The sequence below is a fragment of the Sinorhizobium sp. BJ1 genome (genome assembly GCF_002531555.1).
GTDB lineage: Bacteria > Pseudomonadota > Alphaproteobacteria > Rhizobiales > Rhizobiaceae > Sinorhizobium > Sinorhizobium fredii_B.
In genome coordinates, this window is record NZ_NWTH01000004.1 from 82,664 (window position 1) to 101,977 (window position 19,314).

Annotated in this window: 17 protein-coding genes, 1 tRNA gene and 1 pseudogene; 9 read left to right on the forward strand and 10 right to left on the reverse strand. The window is 64.0% G+C overall.

Annotated features, from left to right (window positions below; all coding sequences use genetic code 11):
- Together rfbG and rfbF are read right to left on the reverse strand one after the other, a co-directional pair.
- Complete coding sequence (rfbG, locus tag CO676_RS06520) at positions 1 to 1,071, reverse strand: CDP-glucose 4,6-dehydratase (RefSeq protein WP_097520013.1); 1,071 nt, start codon at positions 1,069 to 1,071, stop codon at positions 1 to 3.
- Positions 1,068 to 1,835: a glucose-1-phosphate cytidylyltransferase gene (rfbF, locus tag CO676_RS06525; protein ID WP_041414584.1), complete on the reverse strand. Its 768-nt coding sequence runs from the start codon at positions 1,833 to 1,835 to the stop codon at positions 1,068 to 1,070. Before rfbF ends, rfbG begins: the two co-directional genes overlap by 4 nt.
- A 227-nt stretch (positions 1,836 to 2,062) precedes the next feature.
- Between rfbF and CO676_RS06530 the strand changes: the two genes are divergently transcribed.
- The 5 genes from CO676_RS06530 (at position 2,063) to CO676_RS06550 (ending at position 6,736) form a co-directional block, all read left to right on the forward strand.
- Positions 2,063 to 3,502 (forward strand): FAD-binding oxidoreductase, encoded by a 1,440-nt coding sequence (locus tag CO676_RS06530; RefSeq protein WP_097520014.1) that lies wholly within the window; start codon positions 2,063 to 2,065, stop codon positions 3,500 to 3,502.
- A 74-nt stretch (positions 3,503 to 3,576) separates the two neighbouring features.
- Complete coding sequence (locus tag CO676_RS06535) at positions 3,577 to 5,022, forward strand: aspartate aminotransferase family protein (RefSeq protein WP_097520015.1); 1,446 nt, start codon at positions 3,577 to 3,579, stop codon at positions 5,020 to 5,022.
- Positions 5,023 to 5,056: 34 nt separating this feature from the next.
- A complete protein-coding gene (locus CO676_RS06540) occupies positions 5,057 to 5,461 on the forward strand; it encodes an EF-hand domain-containing protein (protein ID WP_097520016.1) in 405 nt (134 codons plus the stop codon).
- Between the two features lie 69 nt (positions 5,462 to 5,530).
- Positions 5,531 to 5,908, forward strand: a complete 378-nt coding sequence (locus CO676_RS06545) for a DUF488 domain-containing protein (protein WP_097520017.1) — start codon at positions 5,531 to 5,533, stop codon at positions 5,906 to 5,908.
- An 84-nt stretch (positions 5,909 to 5,992) separates the two neighbouring features.
- Positions 5,993 to 6,736: an adenylate/guanylate cyclase domain-containing protein gene (locus CO676_RS06550; protein WP_097520018.1), complete on the forward strand. Its 744-nt coding sequence runs from the start codon at positions 5,993 to 5,995 to the stop codon at positions 6,734 to 6,736.
- A gap of 69 nt (positions 6,737 to 6,805) precedes the next feature.
- Here the strand turns inward: CO676_RS06550 and CO676_RS35940 are convergent.
- The 5 genes and pseudogenes from CO676_RS35940 to xylF all read right to left on the reverse strand — a co-directional run.
- A pseudogene (locus tag CO676_RS35940) lies at positions 6,806 to 6,913 on the reverse strand (DUF718 domain-containing protein); the annotation flags it as partial.
- 43 nt (positions 6,914 to 6,956) lie between these two features.
- Positions 6,957 to 7,033, reverse strand: a tRNA-Arg gene (locus CO676_RS06560).
- Between the two features lie 203 nt (positions 7,034 to 7,236).
- A complete protein-coding gene (locus CO676_RS06565; protein ID WP_097520019.1) occupies positions 7,237 to 8,022 on the reverse strand; it encodes an ATP-binding cassette domain-containing protein in 786 nt (261 codons plus the stop codon).
- Between the two features lie 15 nt (positions 8,023 to 8,037).
- Positions 8,038 to 9,381, reverse strand: coding sequence for a sugar ABC transporter permease (locus CO676_RS06570; RefSeq protein WP_179875419.1), 1,344 nt, complete (start codon positions 9,379 to 9,381; stop codon positions 8,038 to 8,040).
- Positions 9,382 to 9,596: 215 nt separating this feature from the next.
- Positions 9,597 to 10,634, reverse strand: coding sequence for a D-xylose ABC transporter substrate-binding protein (gene xylF / locus CO676_RS06575; protein ID WP_097520021.1), 1,038 nt, complete (start codon positions 10,632 to 10,634; stop codon positions 9,597 to 9,599).
- 233 nt (positions 10,635 to 10,867) lie between these two features.
- Between xylF and CO676_RS06580 the strand changes: the two genes are divergently transcribed.
- Positions 10,868 to 12,079, forward strand: a complete 1,212-nt coding sequence (locus CO676_RS06580) for an ROK family protein (RefSeq protein WP_097520022.1) — start codon at positions 10,868 to 10,870, stop codon at positions 12,077 to 12,079.
- A gap of 106 nt (positions 12,080 to 12,185) precedes the next feature.
- Positions 12,186 to 14,549, forward strand: coding sequence for an EAL domain-containing protein (locus tag CO676_RS06585; protein WP_097520023.1), 2,364 nt, complete (start codon positions 12,186 to 12,188; stop codon positions 14,547 to 14,549).
- A 65-nt stretch (positions 14,550 to 14,614) separates the two neighbouring features.
- Here the strand turns inward: CO676_RS06585 and iolG are convergent, their stop codons facing one another.
- Positions 14,615 to 15,607 carry an inositol 2-dehydrogenase gene (gene iolG, locus CO676_RS06590; RefSeq protein ID WP_097520024.1) on the reverse strand — a complete coding sequence of 331 codons (993 nt, stop codon included), beginning with the start codon at positions 15,605 to 15,607 and terminating at the stop codon, positions 14,615 to 14,617.
- A gap of 425 nt (positions 15,608 to 16,032) precedes the next feature.
- Here iolG and CO676_RS06595 point away from each other — a divergent pair, with 425 nt between their 5' ends.
- Entirely contained in the window at positions 16,033 to 16,263 is a 231-nt protein-coding gene (locus CO676_RS06595; protein ID WP_014765436.1) for a hypothetical protein, read from the forward strand.
- Between the two features lie 3 nt (positions 16,264 to 16,266).
- Here the strand turns inward: CO676_RS06595 and CO676_RS06600 are convergent, their stop codons facing one another.
- Together CO676_RS06600 and CO676_RS06605 are read right to left on the reverse strand one after the other, a co-directional pair.
- Positions 16,267 to 16,731, reverse strand: coding sequence for a hypothetical protein (locus CO676_RS06600; RefSeq protein WP_014765435.1), 465 nt, complete (start codon positions 16,729 to 16,731; stop codon positions 16,267 to 16,269).
- A gap of 89 nt (positions 16,732 to 16,820) precedes the next feature.
- Positions 16,821 to 17,804 (reverse strand): LysR family transcriptional regulator, encoded by a 984-nt coding sequence (locus tag CO676_RS06605; RefSeq protein WP_014765434.1) that lies wholly within the window; start codon positions 17,802 to 17,804, stop codon positions 16,821 to 16,823.
- A gap of 275 nt (positions 17,805 to 18,079) precedes the next feature.
- Here CO676_RS06605 and chvE point away from each other — a divergent pair, with 275 nt between their 5' ends.
- A complete protein-coding gene (gene chvE, locus CO676_RS06610; protein WP_014765433.1) occupies positions 18,080 to 19,147 on the forward strand; it encodes a multiple monosaccharide ABC transporter substrate-binding protein in 1,068 nt (355 codons plus the stop codon).
- Positions 19,148 to 19,314: the final 167 nt, after the last annotated feature.

A 19,314-nucleotide genomic window follows, 5' to 3' on the forward strand; every position in this document is an offset into this window, starting at 1 on the left:
TCAATCGCCTTTCGTGAATGCTTCGATCTGGTCAAGCGTCAGCTCGAGCGGAGCTTTGCCCCGGCGCCAGCCGTCGTACCATTGGGCCGTCCATTCTATCGCCTCGCTTTGCGTCAAGCGCGCGCGCCAGGCCAGTCTCTCGCCGGCGAGCGCCGGGTCGAGGCCGAGCGTCTGCATCTCGCGGGGCTGCTTCAGCGATGAGACGTCGTCCCATTCGCGAGAGAGGCCCATTGCGGCCTGAATGGCACTCGCCACATCGCGCACAGGGATCTGCGGCTCGCCGGGCGAGGGGCCGAAGTTCAGGGCGTCGATATCGCCTGCGTTCTTGCAGAGCGCTTCGGCAAAGAGCAAATAGCCGTTCAGGCAATCGAGCACGTGCTGCCAGGGACGCGTCGCAAACGGGCTGCGGATATTGAGCCTGGTGCCGGAAAGGGCGGCGCGGACGATGTCCGGAACGAGCCGGTCGGCGGAAAAGTCGCCGCCGCCGATCACATTGCCGCCGCGAGCGGTGGCGACGCGGATGCCACGTTCGTTGAAATAGGCGCTGCGCCAGGTCGCCACCGCGACCTCGCAGGCGGCCTTCGAGCCAGAATAGGGATCGTGACCGCCGAGCGTGTCGCCTTCCTGGAAATGCCGTCCGCTCTCGTCGTTGCGATAGACCTTGTCGGTGGTCACGACGAGAATTGTCTTCACCGAAGGCACGGCGCGTGCCGCCTCGAGCAGGCGGATCGTGCCCATAACGTTGACGTCGAAAGTCTCGGCGGGCGTCGCATAGCTCTCGCGCACCAGCGGCTGGGCCGCCATGTGCAGGATGATCTCCGGCTCGCTCTTGCGCGTGATCGCGGCGAGCGTCTCGCCGTCGCGGATGTCGCCGAACTGCCCGTCCGGCAGGCCGCCCGCATGCAGAAGCGCATGAAGCGATGGGTCGGATGCGGGGGGCAGGGCATAGCCGGTGACCTCAGCGCCCATCTTCTCGAGCCAGAGGCCCGCCCAGCTGCCCTTGAAGCCGGTATGGCCGGTCAGAAGGACGCGCTTCTCCGCCCAGAAATCCGGATCGGGCAGGCGGCTCATGACCAGAGCTTCCAGGGTGCGCGGTTCTGCTGCCAGAGTTCCTCGAGCTGGTTCTTGTCGCGCAGCGTATCCATCGGACGCCAGAAGCCGTCATGCGGGAAGGCCATCAGCTCACCGTCGCGCGCCAGTCCTTCCAGCGGCGCGCTTTCGAAAGCGACGTGGTCGCCGCCGATGCGGTCGAGCACGGAACGGTTCAGCACGAAGAAGCCGCCATTGATGCGGCCGTTGTCGCCGGCCGGTTTTTCGGTGAAGCTTTTGACCTGGCCGGACTCGATCGCCAGCGCTCCGTAGCGTCCCGGCGGCACGACGCTGGTGACCGTCGCCTCGCGGCCGTGATGGAGATGGAAATCGGTGAGCGCGCGGATGTCGATGTCGGCCACCCCGTCACCATAGGTGAGGCAGAAGGTGTCGCCGAGATAGCTGCCGACGCGCTTCAGGCGTCCACCGGTCATGGACTCGGGCCCTGTGTCCACGAGGGTCACTCGCCAGGGTTCAGCCTTGCTCGAGTGGTAGATCGTCTCGCCCGTCGTCATGTCGAAGGTGACGTCGGACAAGTGCAGGATGTAGTTGGAGAAATACTCCTTGATCATGTAGCCGCGGTAGCCGAGACAGATCACGAAATCGGAAAAGCCGTAGTGGCTGTAGATCTTCATGATGTGCCAGAGGATAGGGCGTCCGCCGATCTCGATCATCGGCTTCGGTCGGAGGTGGCTTTCCTCGGAGATGCGGGTGCCGTATCCGCCGGCGAGAATGACGACCTTCATGCCCAAAGCTGACTCTCCAAAGCTGCTTCCTTGCGTGGCCTCGCACTCCGCTGAGCCCGCGTTTCATTGGAGCATTTTCTGGACGATTGCAACAATCGCGGTGCCGCGCTGCCGCCGGCTAACCCCAAAGGAGTATAGGTCGCGGCGGCCGGCGTCGCTTGCCGACCGCCCGGCAAAGGCGCAGAATGCCGCCCGCTGGGGCATGGTTCACGAGGGAGGATCGAATCATGAACGATATGAGCCTCACCGATCTGCAAGCAGGAAAGACAACGATCAGCGCCGCGGCCATCGAGGCTCTCGCGGGGAGGTTGCGCGGCCGAGTGCTGGACGCGCGCGACCCGGCCTATGACGAGGCGCGCACCATCTGGAACGCGACGATCGACCGCCGGCCCGGCCTGATCGTCAGCGCCGCCGGCGCCTCCGACGTCATCAATGCGGTTCGCTTCGCGGCGGAGAACCAGTTGCTGGTTTCCGTGCGTGGCGGCGGTCACAACATCGCCGGCAATGCCGTCTGTGACGGCGGCCTGATGATCGATCTCTCGCCGATGAGATCGGTGCGCGTCGACCAGACGACGAAACGGGCCTGGGTCGAGCCCGGCGCGCCGCTGGCCGACGTCGACAAGGAAACCCAGGCTTTCCGCCTGGTGCTGCCGACCGGCATCAACTCGACAACCGGCATCGCCGGCCTGACGCTCGGCGGCGGCTTCGGCTGGACCGCGCGCAAATTCGGTCTGACGATCGACAGCCTGCTTTCGGCCGATGTGGTGACGGCGAGCGGCGAGCTGGTGCGTGCCAGCCCGACGGAACACCGCGACCTCTTCTGGGCGCTCCGCGGCGGTGGCGGCAATTTCGGCGTCGTCACGGCCTTCGAATTCGCGCTCAATGAACTTGGCCCGGACGTTGTCGCGGGGCTGGTCGTGCATCCCTTCGCCGAAGCGGAAAGTGTGCTCAAGCAATACCGGCAGGCGCTTGAGACCGCACCGGACGAACTCACCTGCTGGGCCGTGATGCGGCAGGCGCCGCCCTTGCCCTTCCTTCCTGCCGAGTGGCACGGCAGGGAGGTTCTGCTGCTGGCCATGTGCTATTGCGGCGACCCCGAAGCAGGCGAGAAGCCAACCGCAGACCTGCGTTCCATCGGTGAGCCTATCGCCGATGTCGTCGGTCCCGTTCCCTTTGTCGCCTGGCAGCAGGCCTTCGATCCGCTGCTCGCGCCTGGCGCCCGCAACTACTGGAAGAGCCATGATTTCATGGAGCTTTCCGATCAGACGATCGGCATCCTGCTCGATGCCGTCCGACAATTGCCGGGGCCGGAATGCGAGATCTTCATCGCCCATGTCGGCGGGGCCGCCGGCCGTGTCGCAGTGGAGGAGACCGCCTTCCCGCAGCGCAATTCACATTTCATCATGAATGTTCACGCCCGCTGGCAAGAACCGCAAATGGACCGGGCCTGCACCGAATGGGCGCGACGGCTCTTCGAGGCTGCCAAGCCGCATGCCGCCGGCACTGCTTACATCAACTTCATGCCCGAGGACGAAGTCGACCGGGTCGAGGCGGCCTATGGCGGCAACTACCGGCGTCTGGTCGAGGTCAAGGACCGCTACGATCCTCAGAACCTGTTCCGGATGAACCAGAACGTCCGTCCGACCGGCCTGCGCGGTGCGGCGTGAACGGGACCCGAGTTCATTGATGGGCGCATGGGTCACGCGCGGCGCGTGACCCACAGTTGGAGGAGAGGCGCCGCATGGATGACGGATCTGTCCATGACCTTTTTCGCCGCGCGGCAGATCATGCCGCGCGGTTCCGCGACACAATGTCTGATCGTCAGCAAAGGCCGCAGGTCTCCTATCTCGGCTCGCTGGAGGCGTTCCGCGAGCCGGTTCCGGAGGAGGGGGCGTCCGGCCCCGAGGTGATCGATGCGCTTGCCGCCAAAGCGGAGCCCGGCCTTCACGCCATGACGGGATCGCGGTTTTTCGGCTGGGTGATCGGCGGCTCGCATCCGGTCGGGGTGGCGGCAGACTGGATGACCAGCGCCTGGGGCCAGAACGCCGGCAACCATCATGCCGCACCGGCTGCGGCGGCAAGCGAAGCCGTCGCCGCCGGCTGGTTGCTCGACCTTCTCGACCTGCCGCGGGAAAGTTCCGTCGGCTTCGCGACCGGCGCGACAGTGGCGAACTTCGTCTGCCTTGCCGCGGCGCGCGGCGAGGTCCTGAGGCGCGTCGGCTGGGACGCCGAAGCGCAAGGTCTTTTCGGCGCGCCGCCGGTCACCGTGCTGATCGGCGACGACGCGCACGCGACGGTCTTCTCGGCACTGCAGTTTCTCGGCTTCGGACACGACCGCGTCACTCGCCTGAAGACCGACGAGATGGGCTGCATCAGCACATCGGATTTCGGCGAGGCGGCGGCCAGGGTCTCCGGCCCATCGATAATCATCCTGCAGGCCGGGCAGATCAACACCGGCGCCTTCGACGATTTCGCCGCACTCATGCCGATCGCCAGGCGCATCGGCGCCTGGGTCCATGTCGATGGCGCCTTCGGGCTCTGGGCCTGCGCCAGTGCCCGGAAGCGGGTGCTGGCCGAGGGCGTTGATGAAGCCGATTCCTGGGCGACGGACGGCCACAAATGGCTGCAGACGCCCTATGATTGCGGCTATGCCATCATCCGTGACGCGGACGCCCATCGCCGTGCGATGACGATCGCGGCGAGCTATCTGCCGCCAAGCCATGAGGGCGAGCGGGACCCCAGCCATTTCGTGCCGGAGCTTTCGCGCCGCGCCCGTGGCTTCGCCACCTGGGCGATGATCAAGCATCTCGGCCGAAGGGGCATTGCGGCGATGGTCGAGCGTCATTGCCGGATCGCCCGTCAGATGGCCGATCGTCTGCGCGGCGAAGAAGGGATCGCCATTCTGAACGAGGTCGTGCTCAACCAGTTCATGGTCCGCTTCGGCGCGGGCCGAGCGGACGAGGAGGCCGACCGGCTGACGCAACGGACTGTCGAGAGGCTGCAGGCCGACGGCGTCTGCTTCGCCGGCGGCGCGAACTGGCGTGGGCGAAAGGTAATGCGTGTTTCGGTCATCTCGTGGCTGACCGATGACAGCGCCGGAGAAATGGCGGCGGATGCCATTGTCGCCGCCTGGCGGGCGGTGAGCGACACGGGCGACGCCGCCACCGGGTGCGAAACCGTACCGTAAGTCCGTCGGGCCTGCATCGAAAAGGAGGAATGCCATGTCATCGATGCGATTGCCAATAGTGGCCGCCCTTGCCGCGCTGATGATCGTCAGCCCAGCGAGCTTCGCTGCCGCGCAGACGCCCGCACCGGTTCCACCGGCCGGGCAAACGCCCGACCAGGACCAGGACCAGGACGCGCAAGCGGATCGACCGGATATGGACCGCGGCGACGGAATGCGCGATGGCCGGCGCGGGGATCGCATGCGCGAGCGGATGCGGATGCGCGGAGGGATGCACCGGCAGATGATGAAGATCATGTTCGCCATCACCGACGCGGACAATGACGGCGCGCTTTCCTTCGAGGAGATCAGCACCATCCACAAGCGGATCTTCGACAAGGTGGACGTCAACCGCGACGGCAAGGTCACGCCCGAAGAAATTCAGACGTACTTCCACAACTAGTGGAGGTCCGCTAAGTTTGTCCTGTTCCGGGGGTGGTGATGGCCCGCCCGGAATGCTTGCGGGGATCGGATGGCATCACTGAAGTTGAAGCGCGTCTACGAGGCGCCGGAAGCGTCGGACGGCACTCGCATTCTCGTCGACCGCCTATGGCCGCGCGGCATGGCCAAGGACAAGGCGCGGATCGACCTCTGGCTGAAGGACATCGCCCCGAGCGACGCGCTGCGCAAGCGGTTTCATGGCAAGCCGGAGGATTGGGATGCGTTTTGCGACGCCTATGCCGAGGAGCTTGAAGGCGAGGCGGCACAGGCGTCGCTGGAAGAACTGCGCGAACAGCTCAGAGGAGGCCCGGTGACGCTGCTTTATGCGGCACGGGATGAGAGCCACAACAATGCGGTTGCGCTGAAGGCGTGGCTGGAGAAGAATCGGGGAGGGAGCTCATCGGCCTAGGTGTACGGATCGCACAAACGAAGCAGACGGCCATCACACCAGTGCTAGCCGAAACTTGCCGAACAAGCCTGGAGAATCGTTCAGATGGAATCGACCGCTCGCATCTGCCGTGGCTGCTGGGATCAGATGCACATGCCAATCCCGATTCGGGGCCCGCTTGCGCTTCCGTTTCGTGCTTTCGGCATCACCCGGAGCAAGATGAACCCGAATATCTGCACGATCTGCGAGCGTTCCTTTCGATACGTCAAGAAGCAGCGCCATATCTCTGCCACCGCCACCATACTGTTCGCCGACATCCGCGGTTTCACTAACCTCTCGGAGCGGATGGACCCGGTAACTTTGAGTGAAATCGTCAGCGTCTTCCAGGATCGATGTGCTCAGGCGGTCTGGGGTCACGACGGAATCGTCAACAAGCAGATGGGCGACGGCCTGATGGCGATCTTCAACTTTCCGATCAAGATCAAGCATCATGCTGACGCCGCCGTCGCGGCAGCACTCGATATTCAGCGAGCTTGCACGTCGGCTCTCAAGAGCCTGGACTTGCGCATCGATGAAGCTTCGGTCGAGGCGCTCGGCGTCGGCGTCGGGGTTCATACCGGTCAGGTCGAGATTGGCGAGTTCTCAACCTTCCGCAGCGACTTCACGGCAATTGGCAGTGCGGTCAATCTGGCCGCAAGGCTTGAATCCCAAGCTGCTGCAGGCGAGATATTGGTCTCGGTCGAAGCTGCGGCGCAGGCGCCGGAACGGATGGCCGGCACACAAACGCGCGCCTTCAAGCTCAAGGGCATCGAGCATCCCGTGGTGGCGCACGTCTTATACAAGAGCTGAGACCTTCCGATCACAATGGCTTCGGACTCGCGCCCGAATTGCGCGGATCGCTTCCAAGCCCTCCGGCCTCTATTTTATCGAAAAGACAACCGGCCCTGACACCGGGTCGGTAACGCCCAAGCCACCACCCAGATCCTCCAGGGAGTCGCGGAAGCTGTCGAGCGTGGCAACCATCTGGAAAAGATGATGTTACCTATCTCCGGGTCGGACAGAAGTAAAATGGCGCACCCGACAGGATTCGAACCTGTGACCTTTGGAATCGGAATCCAACACTCTATCCAGCTGAGCTACGGGTGCATCCGTTGGCGGCAGGGCCGCCGAAGCAGGCTGTAGCGGTTCTTAGCCTAGCTTGCGTGCCGCTTCAATGGTCAATTGCAAGAGATTGTGGGGGAAACGCGCTTTCCGCTTCGCGGCTGTGGTCGCGGCGCATCGCGCGCGGGTCAAGAAAAATGCCGCATCCGGGGATGCGGCATCGCTTATGCACAGCGCGTGACGATTGTTCAAGCCATCTGCATGGCGCCGGGGCCGGGGATCGCCTTGGCCGGTACCTTACCCATGATGATCATGCCGAGCACCTCGTCCTTGGTGACGTCCTCGGTGCGGGCGTGGCCGACGACCTGGCCGTTCTTCATCACCGAGACGCGGTCGGCGAGGTCGAAGACATCGTGGATGTCGTGGCTGATCAGGAAGATGCCGATGCCCTCGCGCTTCAACTGCTTGATGAGTTCGCCGACCTGGGCCGTCTCCTGCGGCCCGAGTGCTGCCGTCGGCTCGTCCATGATCAGGATGCGGGCGTTGAAGAGGATGGCGCGGGCGATCGCCACCGATTGCCGCTGGCCGCCGGAGAGCGCCTTCACCGGTTCCTTGAAGCGCTGGAAGTTGGGGTTGAGGCGGCCCATCACCTCGCGCGCCTTCGCCTCCATCGCCACGTCGTCGAGCGTTCCCCAGGGGGTGCGGAGTTCCCGGCCGAGATAGAGATTGGCGGCGGCATCGACATTGTCGGCGACGGCGAGGGTCTGGTAGATCGTCTCGATGCCGTATTTCTTGGCGTCGCGCGGATTGTGGATGTCGGCCGCTTCACCATTGATCAGGATCTCGCCGGCATCGCGCCGGTAGGCGCCGGAGAGAATCTTGATCAGCGTCGACTTGCCGGCGCCGTTGTGGCCGAGCAGGGCCACGACCTCGCCGGGGTAGAGATCGACGGAGGCATTGTCCACGGCATGGATGCCGCCGAAGGAGATGGAAATGTTCTTCATTTCCACGAGCGGAGTGCGGTGTTCAGTCATCGTTCGAACTCCTTCTTACTTGGCGCGGGCGCGGTAGACGGTGTCGAGCCAGACGGCGACGACGAGGACCACACCGACGACGATGCGCTGGAACGGCGAGTCGATGCCGAGCAGCACCATGCCCGATTGCAGTGACTGCATGACGAGCGCGCCGATCATGGCGCCGGCTACGGTCCCGACACCGCCGCCGAGCGAGGTGCCGCCGATGACGGCCGCGGCGATCGTGTAGAGCTCGTCGAGTTCCCCTTGCGCATTGGTGGCCGCGTTGAGACGCGCCGTCGAGATCGCCGCGGCGATCGCGCAGAGCACGCCCATCAGCATGAAGATCTTGACGGTGACCCAACGCGTCTTGATGCCGGCGAGTTCAGCCGCTTCGGGGTTGCCGCCGAGCGCGAAGACGTAACGGCCGAAGCGGAGGCGGGTGGCGATGAAGGTCATGGCGATGCCGACGGCAACGGCGACCAGCACGGGAATGGCGATTCCGTGCGAGATCTGCAGGCCGCCGTCGGGCCAGGCGATGCCGTTGGCATCGGCATATTTGCGGGCAATGTTGACCGGCCAGTAATAGTGGTTGGCAACCGCAATCGCGCCAAGCACCAGGACGCAGCCAAGGATTGCCAGGAAATACTCCGCCCAGACGGGACGCAACGGGAAGCCGAAGCGCTTGCGCTGTTTGCGCGAATTGAGGATGGCGCCGACGATGGCGATGCAGGCGAGACCGCCGACGATCCAGCTCGCCGTGGCGCCGATCGACCCCTCGGTGCCGCCGCCCATGAGGCGGAAGGTGGCGTCCATCGGCGCAACCGTCTGGCCGCTCGTCACGAACCAGGTAGCGCCGCGCCAGACGAGCAGGCCGCCAAGCGTCACGATGAAGGCGGGAACGTTGAGGAAGGCGATGATCGATCCCTGAAACGCGCCGATGGCGCCGCCGACCGCGATGCCGCAGGCCAGGGTAATCGCCCAGATGGCGGGGTGACCGAGCCCGAGATATTGCGGCAGGACCTGCGCCTGCAGAACGCCCATGGTCATGCCGCAGAAGCCGAGCACGGAGCCGACCGAAAGGTCGATGTTGCGGGTGACGATGATCAGCACCATGCCGGTCGCCATCACGGCGACGGATGAGGTCTGGACCGTCAGGTTCCACAGGTTGCGCGGCGTCAGGAACAGCCCGCCGGTCATCACCTGGAAGCCGAGCCATATGATGATGAGCGCGCCGACCATGCCGAGCAGCCGGGTGTCGATTTCGGTGGCGCGGAAGAAGCGTTTCACCGGGTTTTCGTCCGCCGTCCGGGCGCGGTTCGCATGCGCGCCCTGTGTCTGGTTGCCCTGTGTCTGGTTGACTTGTGTGATGTCGGCCATGGACATGCCTTCCCCCACTCATGTGTTCGATGTCGTCGCGTCGATGGCACAAAAAGCCGGTGGACGCGACAAGTCCGGTGACGGCGACGGGCATCGATCGCTCATTGGATTGCTTCGGTGCGGCCTGTCGGTCCGCCTCGCACCTTGCGCAAGCGCCGCAACGGGGTGCGTTGCGGCGCTCTCGACAATTTAGAGCTTAGCCCGGTCGCTGCGGCTTACTTGCACGCGGCGATGTCACCCTTGACGCCCTGGCAGGCTTCTTCCTTGGAAATCCAGCCGGCCTCGATGACGACGTTCAGGTTGTCCTTGGTGATCGGCAGCGGTGCGAGGAAGACCGACTGCATGGCGACGCCCTTCGGTCCGCCGTTGAAGGTGCTCACGCCGGCGACTTCTTCCATCTTCTTGCCGCTTGCCAGTTCGGCGGCGATCTCGGCGGCGCGCTTGCCGAGTTCGCGCGAGTCCTTCCAGACCGAAACGGTCTGCGTGCCGAGCGCAACACGGTTCAGTGCCGCCTTGTCGGCGTCCTGGCCGGAGACCGGAACCGAGCCGGCAAGGCCCTGCGCGTCAAGCGCTGCGATCGCGCCGCCGGCGGTGCCGTCGTTGGAGGCGACGACCGCGTCGACCTTGTTGTCGTTGGCGGTCAGGAACTGTTCCATGTTCTTCTGGGCGTTCTCCGGCTTCCAGCCATCCGTATAGGCCTCGCCGACATTCTTGACCTTGCCGGCGTCGACGGCTTCCTTCAGCACTTCCATCTGACCGGAGAAGAGGAAGTCGGCGTTCGGATCGGAGGAGGAGCCCTTGATGAAGACGAAGTTGCCCTCAGGCTTCGCCTTGAACACTTCGCGGGCCTGCATGCGGCCCACTTCCTTGTTGTCGAAGGTGATGTAGAAGGCGGCCGGGTTCTCGATCAGGCGGTCGTAGCCGACGACCGGAATGCCCTCGGCGGTGGCCTTTTCGATCGCCGGGGCGATCGCGTCGGAATCCTGCGCCAGCACGATCAGCGCGTTGGCGCCCTGGGCGATCAGCGATTCGATGTCGGTGAGTTGCTTGGCAGCCGAAGACTGTGCGTCAGCGGAAATATATTTGTCGCCGGAGGCTTCAAGTGCTGCCTTGATGGCCGCCTCGTCGGTTTTCCAGCGCTCTTCCTGGAAGTTCGACCAGGAAACGCCGACGACGAGGTCCTTGGCGACCGCTGCGGAATGCATGGACGCGATGATGGCAGCCCCTGCCATCAGCTTCAAAATGGATTTCATTCTATCCTCCCAAGTGGCTACGCCGCGCGCACGAACCTCCCGCACGCATCCCCAACGAGCCGTGAATTGCTGTCGCAAACCTCGCCGCCGCTCCTGCACGGCTTTTTTCTCGACAGTCGAGAAAATAAATGTCAGAGTTTTAGAAGGCTGTCAACAAGGCCTTGTTTCGCCATTCAACAGGTGCTTTGAGAGGGCAGGTGATCGCGCAATCCGCCAAGGCCAGGGACGTGTAAATGCTGACCAAATCCAGCACCGAAGTCGTGCGTCAGCAAAACAGCGCCCTGGTGCTTTCGGCGCTTCGGCGAAGGGGTCCGCTCTCCCACACGGAAATCGCCGAGCAGACCGGTCTCGCCTCGGCGACCATCTCGGTCATCACGGCGGAACTGGAGCGATCGGGGACGATCGCCAAGACCGAGCAGCATGTGCAGGGCGGCCGGGGCCGGCCGCGCGTCCTTTTTGCGCCGCGACGGGACTGCAGCTACGTGATCATCGTGCGCATCTCCTCCGACATCGTCCAATATTCGCTCGCCGATTATGGCGGCGTGCTGCTCGATCGCTTCGAGGAGGCGCGCGGCCGCAACGCCGGCGGCACGGCGGCCTTCGGACAGGTTTGCGTCGCGGCGCTCGAGCGTCTGCTGCAGCGCACGCGCATCGCGAAGGCCCGGGTGCTTGCCATTTCCATCAGCAGCAAGGGGCTGGTAGCGGGCGACGGTGCGAGGCTCCTCTGGTCGCCGGTCTTCGGCAGTGAGGAGCTCGATTTCGTGAAGCTGCTCGGTGACGACTGGTGCGCCCGGATCATGCTCAGCACCGAGACTTTGCTCGTCGCCCAGGCGCTGGCGGCCAAAGCGGAGGAGAAGGGCGAGGCTTTCAAGGGGCTGGCGGCCATCTCGCTCGGCCACAGCATCGGTCTCGGCCTTGCCAGAAAGGGTCGGTCGGGCGAACTCGACGTTTCCGCGCCGAATTTCGGTCACATGCTGCACGCCGCGTCCGCCGGGCTCTGTCGCTGCGGCTCCTTTGGCTGCATCGAAGCTGCCGCCGGCTTCTACGGCATCCTGCGCGCCGCCTTCGAGGTGCCGTCCGATGCGATCCCGGCGAAATTCGTGCCGCTTGCCGAAATGGACAAGATCGCCGCCGGTGCGCGGCAGGGCCAGCGCATGCCCGGCTATGCCTTCCGCCAGGCTGGCATCGCGCTCGGCAACGGCATTTCCCGCCTCTTGAGTCTCTACGAGCCGATGCCGATCTTCGTCACGGGTCAGGGGACGCGCTACTTCGATCTCCTCCAGAAGGGCGTGGAGGAGGGGCTTGCGCAATCGCTGCAGGTGCGCCTCGAAGGCCTGCCGGAGATCACCGTGGTCGGCGACGAGCAGCGGCTTGTCTTCGACGGCCATGTCGACCGGGCTCTGAGCGCTATCGACAGCGATATCATCGCCGCCGGGCATGCCTGAGAGGGGACCTCACGGTCAAACATTCCGAGGCGAATTATCATACTAGTACAATTTACAGTTATTTAGCGTCTGCTTGCCAAGCTGTTTTCCGAGGCGGGAGACAGTCATGTTCTCAGTACTTGCATGCATCAGCGATCGTCACGACTGGCGTCTGGTTGCAGTGGCGGCGATCGTCTGTCTGGCCGGCAGCGCGGCGACGATGCTGCTCCTGCAGCGCGCCGAGCGCAGCGAAGGCTGGCAGCGGCACCTCTGGACCGCGGCCTGCGCCTTTGCCTGCGGCGTCGGCGTCTGGTCGACGCACTTCATTGCGATGCTCGCCTATGACGGTGGCGTGCCGATCGCCTACGACGCCTGGGGCACATTGTTTTCCGCGCTCGTTGCGGTGGCCGCGTCCTGGATCGCCTTTGCGACGGCCCTTGTCGGCACCTCCCGCTATGCTTTCCCCGGTGCCGGAATTTTCCTCGGCCTCGGCATCGCCGCCATGCATGTAACGGGCATGCGCGCCATCGAGACCCAGGGGCGAATCGACTTCGATCCGCAGATGAGCTTCGCCGCCGTCTTATTCGGCCCGCTGATCGCCGCCCTTGCGCTCCATGCCTTTCGGGCTTTCGGAGGCGCGCACAAGCTGGTCGCTCCGACGCTGCTGCTGGTGCTTGCAATATGCGTCCTGCACTTCACCTCGATGAGCGGCGTCACCCTGGTGCCGGACCCGAGCGTGGCGGCAGCGGACGCGTTCGATCCCGTCTGGCTCGCCGGCGGTGTCGTCGTCGCCTCCACCACGCTGATCCTCACCGCCTTGGGCGCGCTCTTCATCGATCGGCATCTGACGGACCTGCGTGGTCTCGCCAACGCATCGCTCGAAGGAATGGTGATCGTCTGCAATGGCAGGGTCGTCGATGCGAACGAACGGTTTGTCAACCTCTGCGGCGCGAAGGTGGCCGATCTTATCGGCAGAAAGCCCGAAGGGCTCTTCGCGTCACCGCAGGGTCACGAGCCGCGCGAGCGCCAGATCGACAACGGTCCCGCCGAGGTCGAGCTGATCTGCGCCGACGGACGGCGTGTGCCGGTCGAGCACGTCTGCCGAACGATCGAGTATCGCGGCCGCCAATCCGACGTGATCTTCGTGCGAGACCTCAGCGCCCGCAAAGAGGCCGAAAGGACCATCGAGCATCTGGCGCATCATGACGGGCTGACGGATCTCTCCAACCGCAGTTCCTTCGAGAGACGGATGAGACAGGCCCTAGCGGTCGCGGCTGCAAGGAACGAACAGCTCGCCGTCTTCTGCCTCGACCTCGATCGCTTCAAGGCCGTGAACGACATCTTCGGCCATGGCGAGGGGGATCGGATCCTGCGCAAGGTTGCCGATATTCTCCGCGCCGCGGCGGGTGAGGCCGATACGATCGCGCGGCTCGGCGGCGACGAATTCGCGATCCTGCAGACCGGTGCCGTCCAGCCGGAGGCGGCGCGGCAATTGTCGGACCGCATCCTCCGGCTCTTTGCCGAGGAGATGGATACCCACCGCGATCCGATGGCCGTCGGCGTCAGCATGGGGGTGGCGATCTATCCCGGTGACGGCGCGACGGCCGAGCGGCTCTGCAACAATGCCGATACGGCGCTCTACCGGGCCAAGCGGTCGGGCAAGGGCATCGCCTGCTTCTTCGATGCGGAAATGGACGAGACACTGCGCTCGCGCCGGCAGATGGAAAGCGATCTCCGGCATGCGATCCTTCGGCGTCAGCTGTTCCTCGAATACCAGCCGCTCGTCGACGTCCATGACGACCGAGTGGTCGGATACGAGGCGCTATTGCGCTGGAGACACCCGGAGCGTGGGATCGTCGGGCCGAACGTCTTCATTCCGATCGCCGAGGAAAGCGGCTCGATCATCCAGATCGGCGAATGGGTGCTCGAACAGGCCTGCGCCGAAGCGGTCCGCTGGGCAGACCCTCTGCCCGTCTCGGTCAACATCTCGCCGGTCCAGTTCCTCGTGCCGAGCCTTTTCGATCAGATTGCCGGCATCCTGCGGCGCACCGGCCTCGAGCCTCGACGCCTGGAACTGGAACTCACCGAAGCGGCGCTGTTGCACAACCGGGAAGACGTGCTGGCGGCGCTCGTCCGGCTGCGGCTGCTCGGCGTCAGGATCGTCATGGACGACTTCGGCACGGGACATTCGTCCCTCGCCAACCTGCAGACTTTCCCGTTCGACAAGCTGAAGATCGACTGCAGCTTCACCGCGGCACTCGACAAGGACCCCGCCGCGCACGCGATCATCCGCGCAATCATCGCGCTTGGCCATAGCCTTGACCTGCCGGTCGTGACCGAGGGTGTCGAGACCGAGCGGCAGAAGCAGATCATCGTCGAGGAGGGATGCCGGCAGATACAGGGCTTCCTCACCGGCCGGCCGGGACTTGCGCCGAGTGCCGGAGCGATCTCGTCGTCGGACGCCCCGGCGCTCCGACATGCCGAGGCGTAGTCTGCCTCAGCAACAAAAAAGGCCGGGGGACGCCCGGCCTTTTGGCGTTCAAGATCGCTCCAGCGTCAGGCGACGCTGATCTGGCGCTTTTCGGCGACCGACCGGACGGCCGCGTCGGCAAGGGCAAGCGCCGCGAGACCATCCTTGCCGGACGGCGTGATTACCGCACCCTTCTCGATCGCGGCGATGAAGCTCTCGATCTCGTTGGCATAGGCTTCTGTGTAGCGCGTCATGAAAAAGTCGTGCAGCGGCGGGCGCGTGTAGCCGTCGCCGGTGGCGATTTCGATCGAGACCGGGCGCTGGTTCTCGGCCGAAACGGCGCCCTTGGAGCCATGCACCTCGATGCGCTGGTCGTAGCCGTAGGTGGCGCGGCGCGAGTTGGAGATGACCGCCTGCTTGCCGGATGCGGTCTGCAGGATGACGGAGACGCTGTCATAGTCGCCGGCTTCGCCGATCGCCTTATCGACGAGCACGGCGGCGGTCGCCGTCACCGAAACCGGCTCCTCGCCGAGCAGGAAGCGCGCCATGTCGAAATCGTGGATCGTCATGTCGCGGAAGATGCCACCCGACCGCTTGATATAGTCGACCGGCGGCGCGCCCGGATCGCGCGAGGTAATGGTCACCATTTCGACGTCGCCGATCGTGCCGGCGTCGATTGCCTTGCGCACGGCCATGAAATGCGGGTCGAAGCGGCGGTTGAAGCCGACCATCAGCTTGGCGCCGGTTTCGGCGACCACCTTCAGGCACGCCTTGACTCGATCGACGTCGAGATCGATCGGCTTTTCGCAGAAGATCGCCTTGCCGGCCCGTGCAAAGCGCTCGATCAGATCGGCATGGGTGTCGGTCGGGGTGCAGATGACGACGGCATCGATGTCGGAGGCCGCCTCGATCGCCGCGATGGTGCGGACCTCGCAGCCATAGGCCTTGGCGATCGCCTCCGCGGCGGCCGGAAAGGCATCGGCAACCGCGACAAGGACGGCGTCCGGATTGCCGCTGACGGCTTTCGCGTGAACCTTGCCGATACGTCCGGCGCCCAGAAGACCAAATCTCACTGTCATCTTCGTCTCTCTCGAATTCCGGTTCCAGACCGGGTGGGTGCGCGATGATATTGACGCTCATCGCGCAGAGGCGTTGCGGGCGATTACGTCCGCGAATAGCAGATCAATGAGAGAGGCAGTGGCCGATTCCTCCCGCGCCCTTGTGCCTCTCCCCAATGCCGTCACACAGATTCCAGTCCTGTCTTTCGGCAGATGTTCGTCAAATCGGAATGAAACGGCCACGAAATGCGTTTTCAGAATGTTTATTCCATTTGCCGCTCCGACGTCAAGCCGGTGGCGACGCTTGTCGCCGACGCCGCATGTCTTTGTGGCGCGCTCCGTGCCGCTCGGGATTGCCGGACAATTATGGCCTTTAACCGGTATCGATTTGAAGAATTATGCGATAGACGAGAGGCAAGGTGCGCAGTTTCCTCAGAGGCAATGCCATGATCAAATTCATCGACCCGGATCACCCGTTCTATCGGCCCCTGTGGATACGCCTGCTCATCGTTGCCCTGTGTGCAGTGTGGACGGCTGTCGAGTTCTATGGCGGGCAGACGATGTGGGCGACGATCTTCCTTGTCGTGACCACCTATGCCGGAGCCGCTCTCCTGATCTTCTACAAGCCGAAGCAGCCGGACGAAAAAGGGAGCGAAGCGGGCGACCAGACGAAGTAGAGGCTAGGTCGCGGACTGTCCGAGCCTTCGCAACGCTTCGTCGATGAGCATGTTGGCGAGTTTCATCCGGATGGTGGCGTTCGCCCGGAACTCCGGCGGCAGCCGGTCGGGATGGTTCGCGGCGGCAAAGCGCCGGCGCTTGGCAGCGAGTGTCAGCCCGGTTTCCCCATCACCGAGATCGAGTTCGGCCGCGACATCGGCAAGGCTCGTGCGCTGCAGGTGGTCGGGCACCACGCGCGGTTCCTCGGCCCGTTCGGCAGCGGCCAGATCCCGGTAGGCTTTCTCGACGGTGCCGAATGCGGCGCTCGTCCGTGCCGGCGTCTCGACGACAAAAGCCGGCGAACGGCCGATCGGCGGTTGCATGAAACCGCGCGCCGCCTGTTCCCGCTCGGGGTCCGTGTCCCCATCCATAATCTGCTCGGCCTTCAGGCGCTCGAGCACCGATTGAAACACCGACATGCCGAACATGGCGTCTCCCGTGATCTGCCGCGCGCAAATTAAGCGAAACGCCGTGCGAGCCGGGACGATCTTGCCCATCGAGGATTATGCGGGCCTGATCACGTCCGGCTTTGTTTGAGGATCAGGTCGTAAAGCAGTTTCGCGCTCGGGGGGAGGGCCCGGCCCTCGGCGGTAATCAGGCCGTAGGGCTTGATGCGGATCGGGAACTCAGTCGGCAGGATCCGGATTTCGCCGGCCTGGGTGCCGTTTCCGGCGACAAGCTTCGCCACGTCGAGCGCGACGGGGGCGATGGCATTCGTATTGCGGACGATCGACAGGGTCAGGATGATCGAGGATGTATTGATGACGGTCGAAGGCAGTCGGACGCCGGCCGAGATGAAACTGTCTTCGACGGCGCGGCGCAGCAGGGTGCCTGGCGGCTGAAACACCCAATCATAACCCGGCAGGTCGTCGGCGCTGGCGGAAGCGTGGTCGAGCAGCGGGTGGCCCTGGCGAACGATCAGGCAGACTTCCTCAAAACCGATTTCGACCAGGTTGAAAAGACGGGGATTGAGGTCGTCCGGGATGCGGCCGACCACGAAGTCGTGGCGCGCGGCAAGCAGTTCGCGTGTCAAAACGTTGCTGTTGTCGATCTGTACATTGATCTCGATACCGGGATAGGCCGTCGAAACCTGGCGGATGGCCGGCACGGCGAGATTGAGCGCAGGGCCGGTGACGGAGCCGAGTGAAACCGACCCGCCGCTGCCCGTCTTCAGTTCGCTGATCTCGCGGGCGGCCTCGCGCAGTTCGAGAAAGATCGTCCGCGACCGCCGGGCGAGCGCTTCACCGTAACGGGTCAATTCGACGCCCCGGGCCACCCGCGCGCAGATCGGGGCCTTCACGATCGCCTCGATTTCGGCGAGCATGCGCGAGGCGGCCGGTTGGGACACGCCGAGCGATTCGGCCGCGGCGCTGATACGGCGATAATCGTCGATCGCCAGAATGAGCCGCAGGTGGTTGATCTTCAGCCCGGACCGGAAAAGGCCGGTGTCGAAGGTGTCTCCCGGCGGGGTCGCGATACTCGGTTTACTGTCGAGGGTCATTTTCCGGCCCTGCTATTCAAGAGATTCATAAATCACACTCTTTGAGGGTCGTATACCAATTTTGGTATGTACACAAAGCGATATTGTATTTGACAGTTATGGCAATTGATTCCAGTTTCCAGCCATGTGCGGCAGCGCATGCGGGAGTATGCTAAGACAGGGAGGACCTTCCTTTATCTTGAAACGCCGTCGGGGACGAATTCTCCGGGCCGGTGAATCGCTGCGCATATGACGGGGGCTCCGGCCGCCGGCTTCAACACTCAGGGAGAGATCTGATGAAATTGATTACTTCGCTTCTCGCAGCCGCCGCGATGTCCGTCGCAGCCTTCGCTGCGCCGGTATTCGCCCAGGACAAGGGCACGGTCGGCATCTCCATGCCGACGAAGACGTCGACCCGCTGGATTTCCGACGGCGAAACCATGGAGAAGCTTTTCAAGGAAGCCGGCTACACGCCGGACCTGCAGTTCGCCGACGACGACATTCCGAACCAGCTCGCGCAGATCGAGAACATGGTGACGAAGGGCGCGAAGGTTCTCGTCATCGCCGCCATCGACGGCACGACGCTCTCCGACATCCTGCAGAAGGCAGCCGACGCCGGCGTCAAGGTCATCGCCTATGACCGCCTGATTCGCGATTCCGGCAACGTCAACTACTACGCCACCTTCGACAACTTCCAGGTCGGCGTGCTCCAGGCGACCTCGCTCGTCGAAGGCCTGAAGCTCGACGGCGCCAGCGGGCCGAAGAACATCGAACTCTTCGGTGGCTCGCCGGACGACAACAACGCCTTCTTCTTCTATGACGGCGCGATGTCCGTTCTGCAGCCGCTGATCGATAGCGGCAAGATCGTCGTGAAGTCCGGCCAGATGGGTATGGACCAGGTCGGCACGCTGCGTTGGGACGGTGCGGTTGCCCAGGCGCGCATGGAAAACCTGCTGTCGTCCACCTACACCGATGCCAAGGTCGACGGCGTTCTGTCGCCCTATGACGGCCTGTCGATCGGTATCATCTCGGCTCTGAAGGGCGTTGGCTACGGCTCGGGCGACCTGCCGATGCCGATCGTTACCGGTCAGGACGCGGAACTGCCTTCGGTCAAGTCGATCATGGCCGGCGAACAGTACTCCACGGTCTTCAAGGACACCCGCGAACTCGCCAAGGTGACCGTCGGCATGGTCAACGCGATCATGGACGGCAAGGAGCCGGAAGTGAACGACACCAAGACCTATGAAAACGGCGTCAAGGTCGTTCCCTCCTACCTGCTGAAGCCCGTTTCGGTCGACAAGACCAATGCCAAGGACGTGCTCGTCGGCTCCGGCTACTACACGGAAGATCAGATCAACAACTGATCTGGCTCGAAGGGTCCGCGGCTGGCCGCAGGCCCTTTCGCCTGACGCGACGTGCATCTTGCATCTTTGCAGACGCACCATGGTCGCTATGATAATTTGAACTGCTTCATGGGTTCCCCGGATCTCGACCGATCCGGGGGCCATGCGGCGGGTGGAAGCCTGCAGTC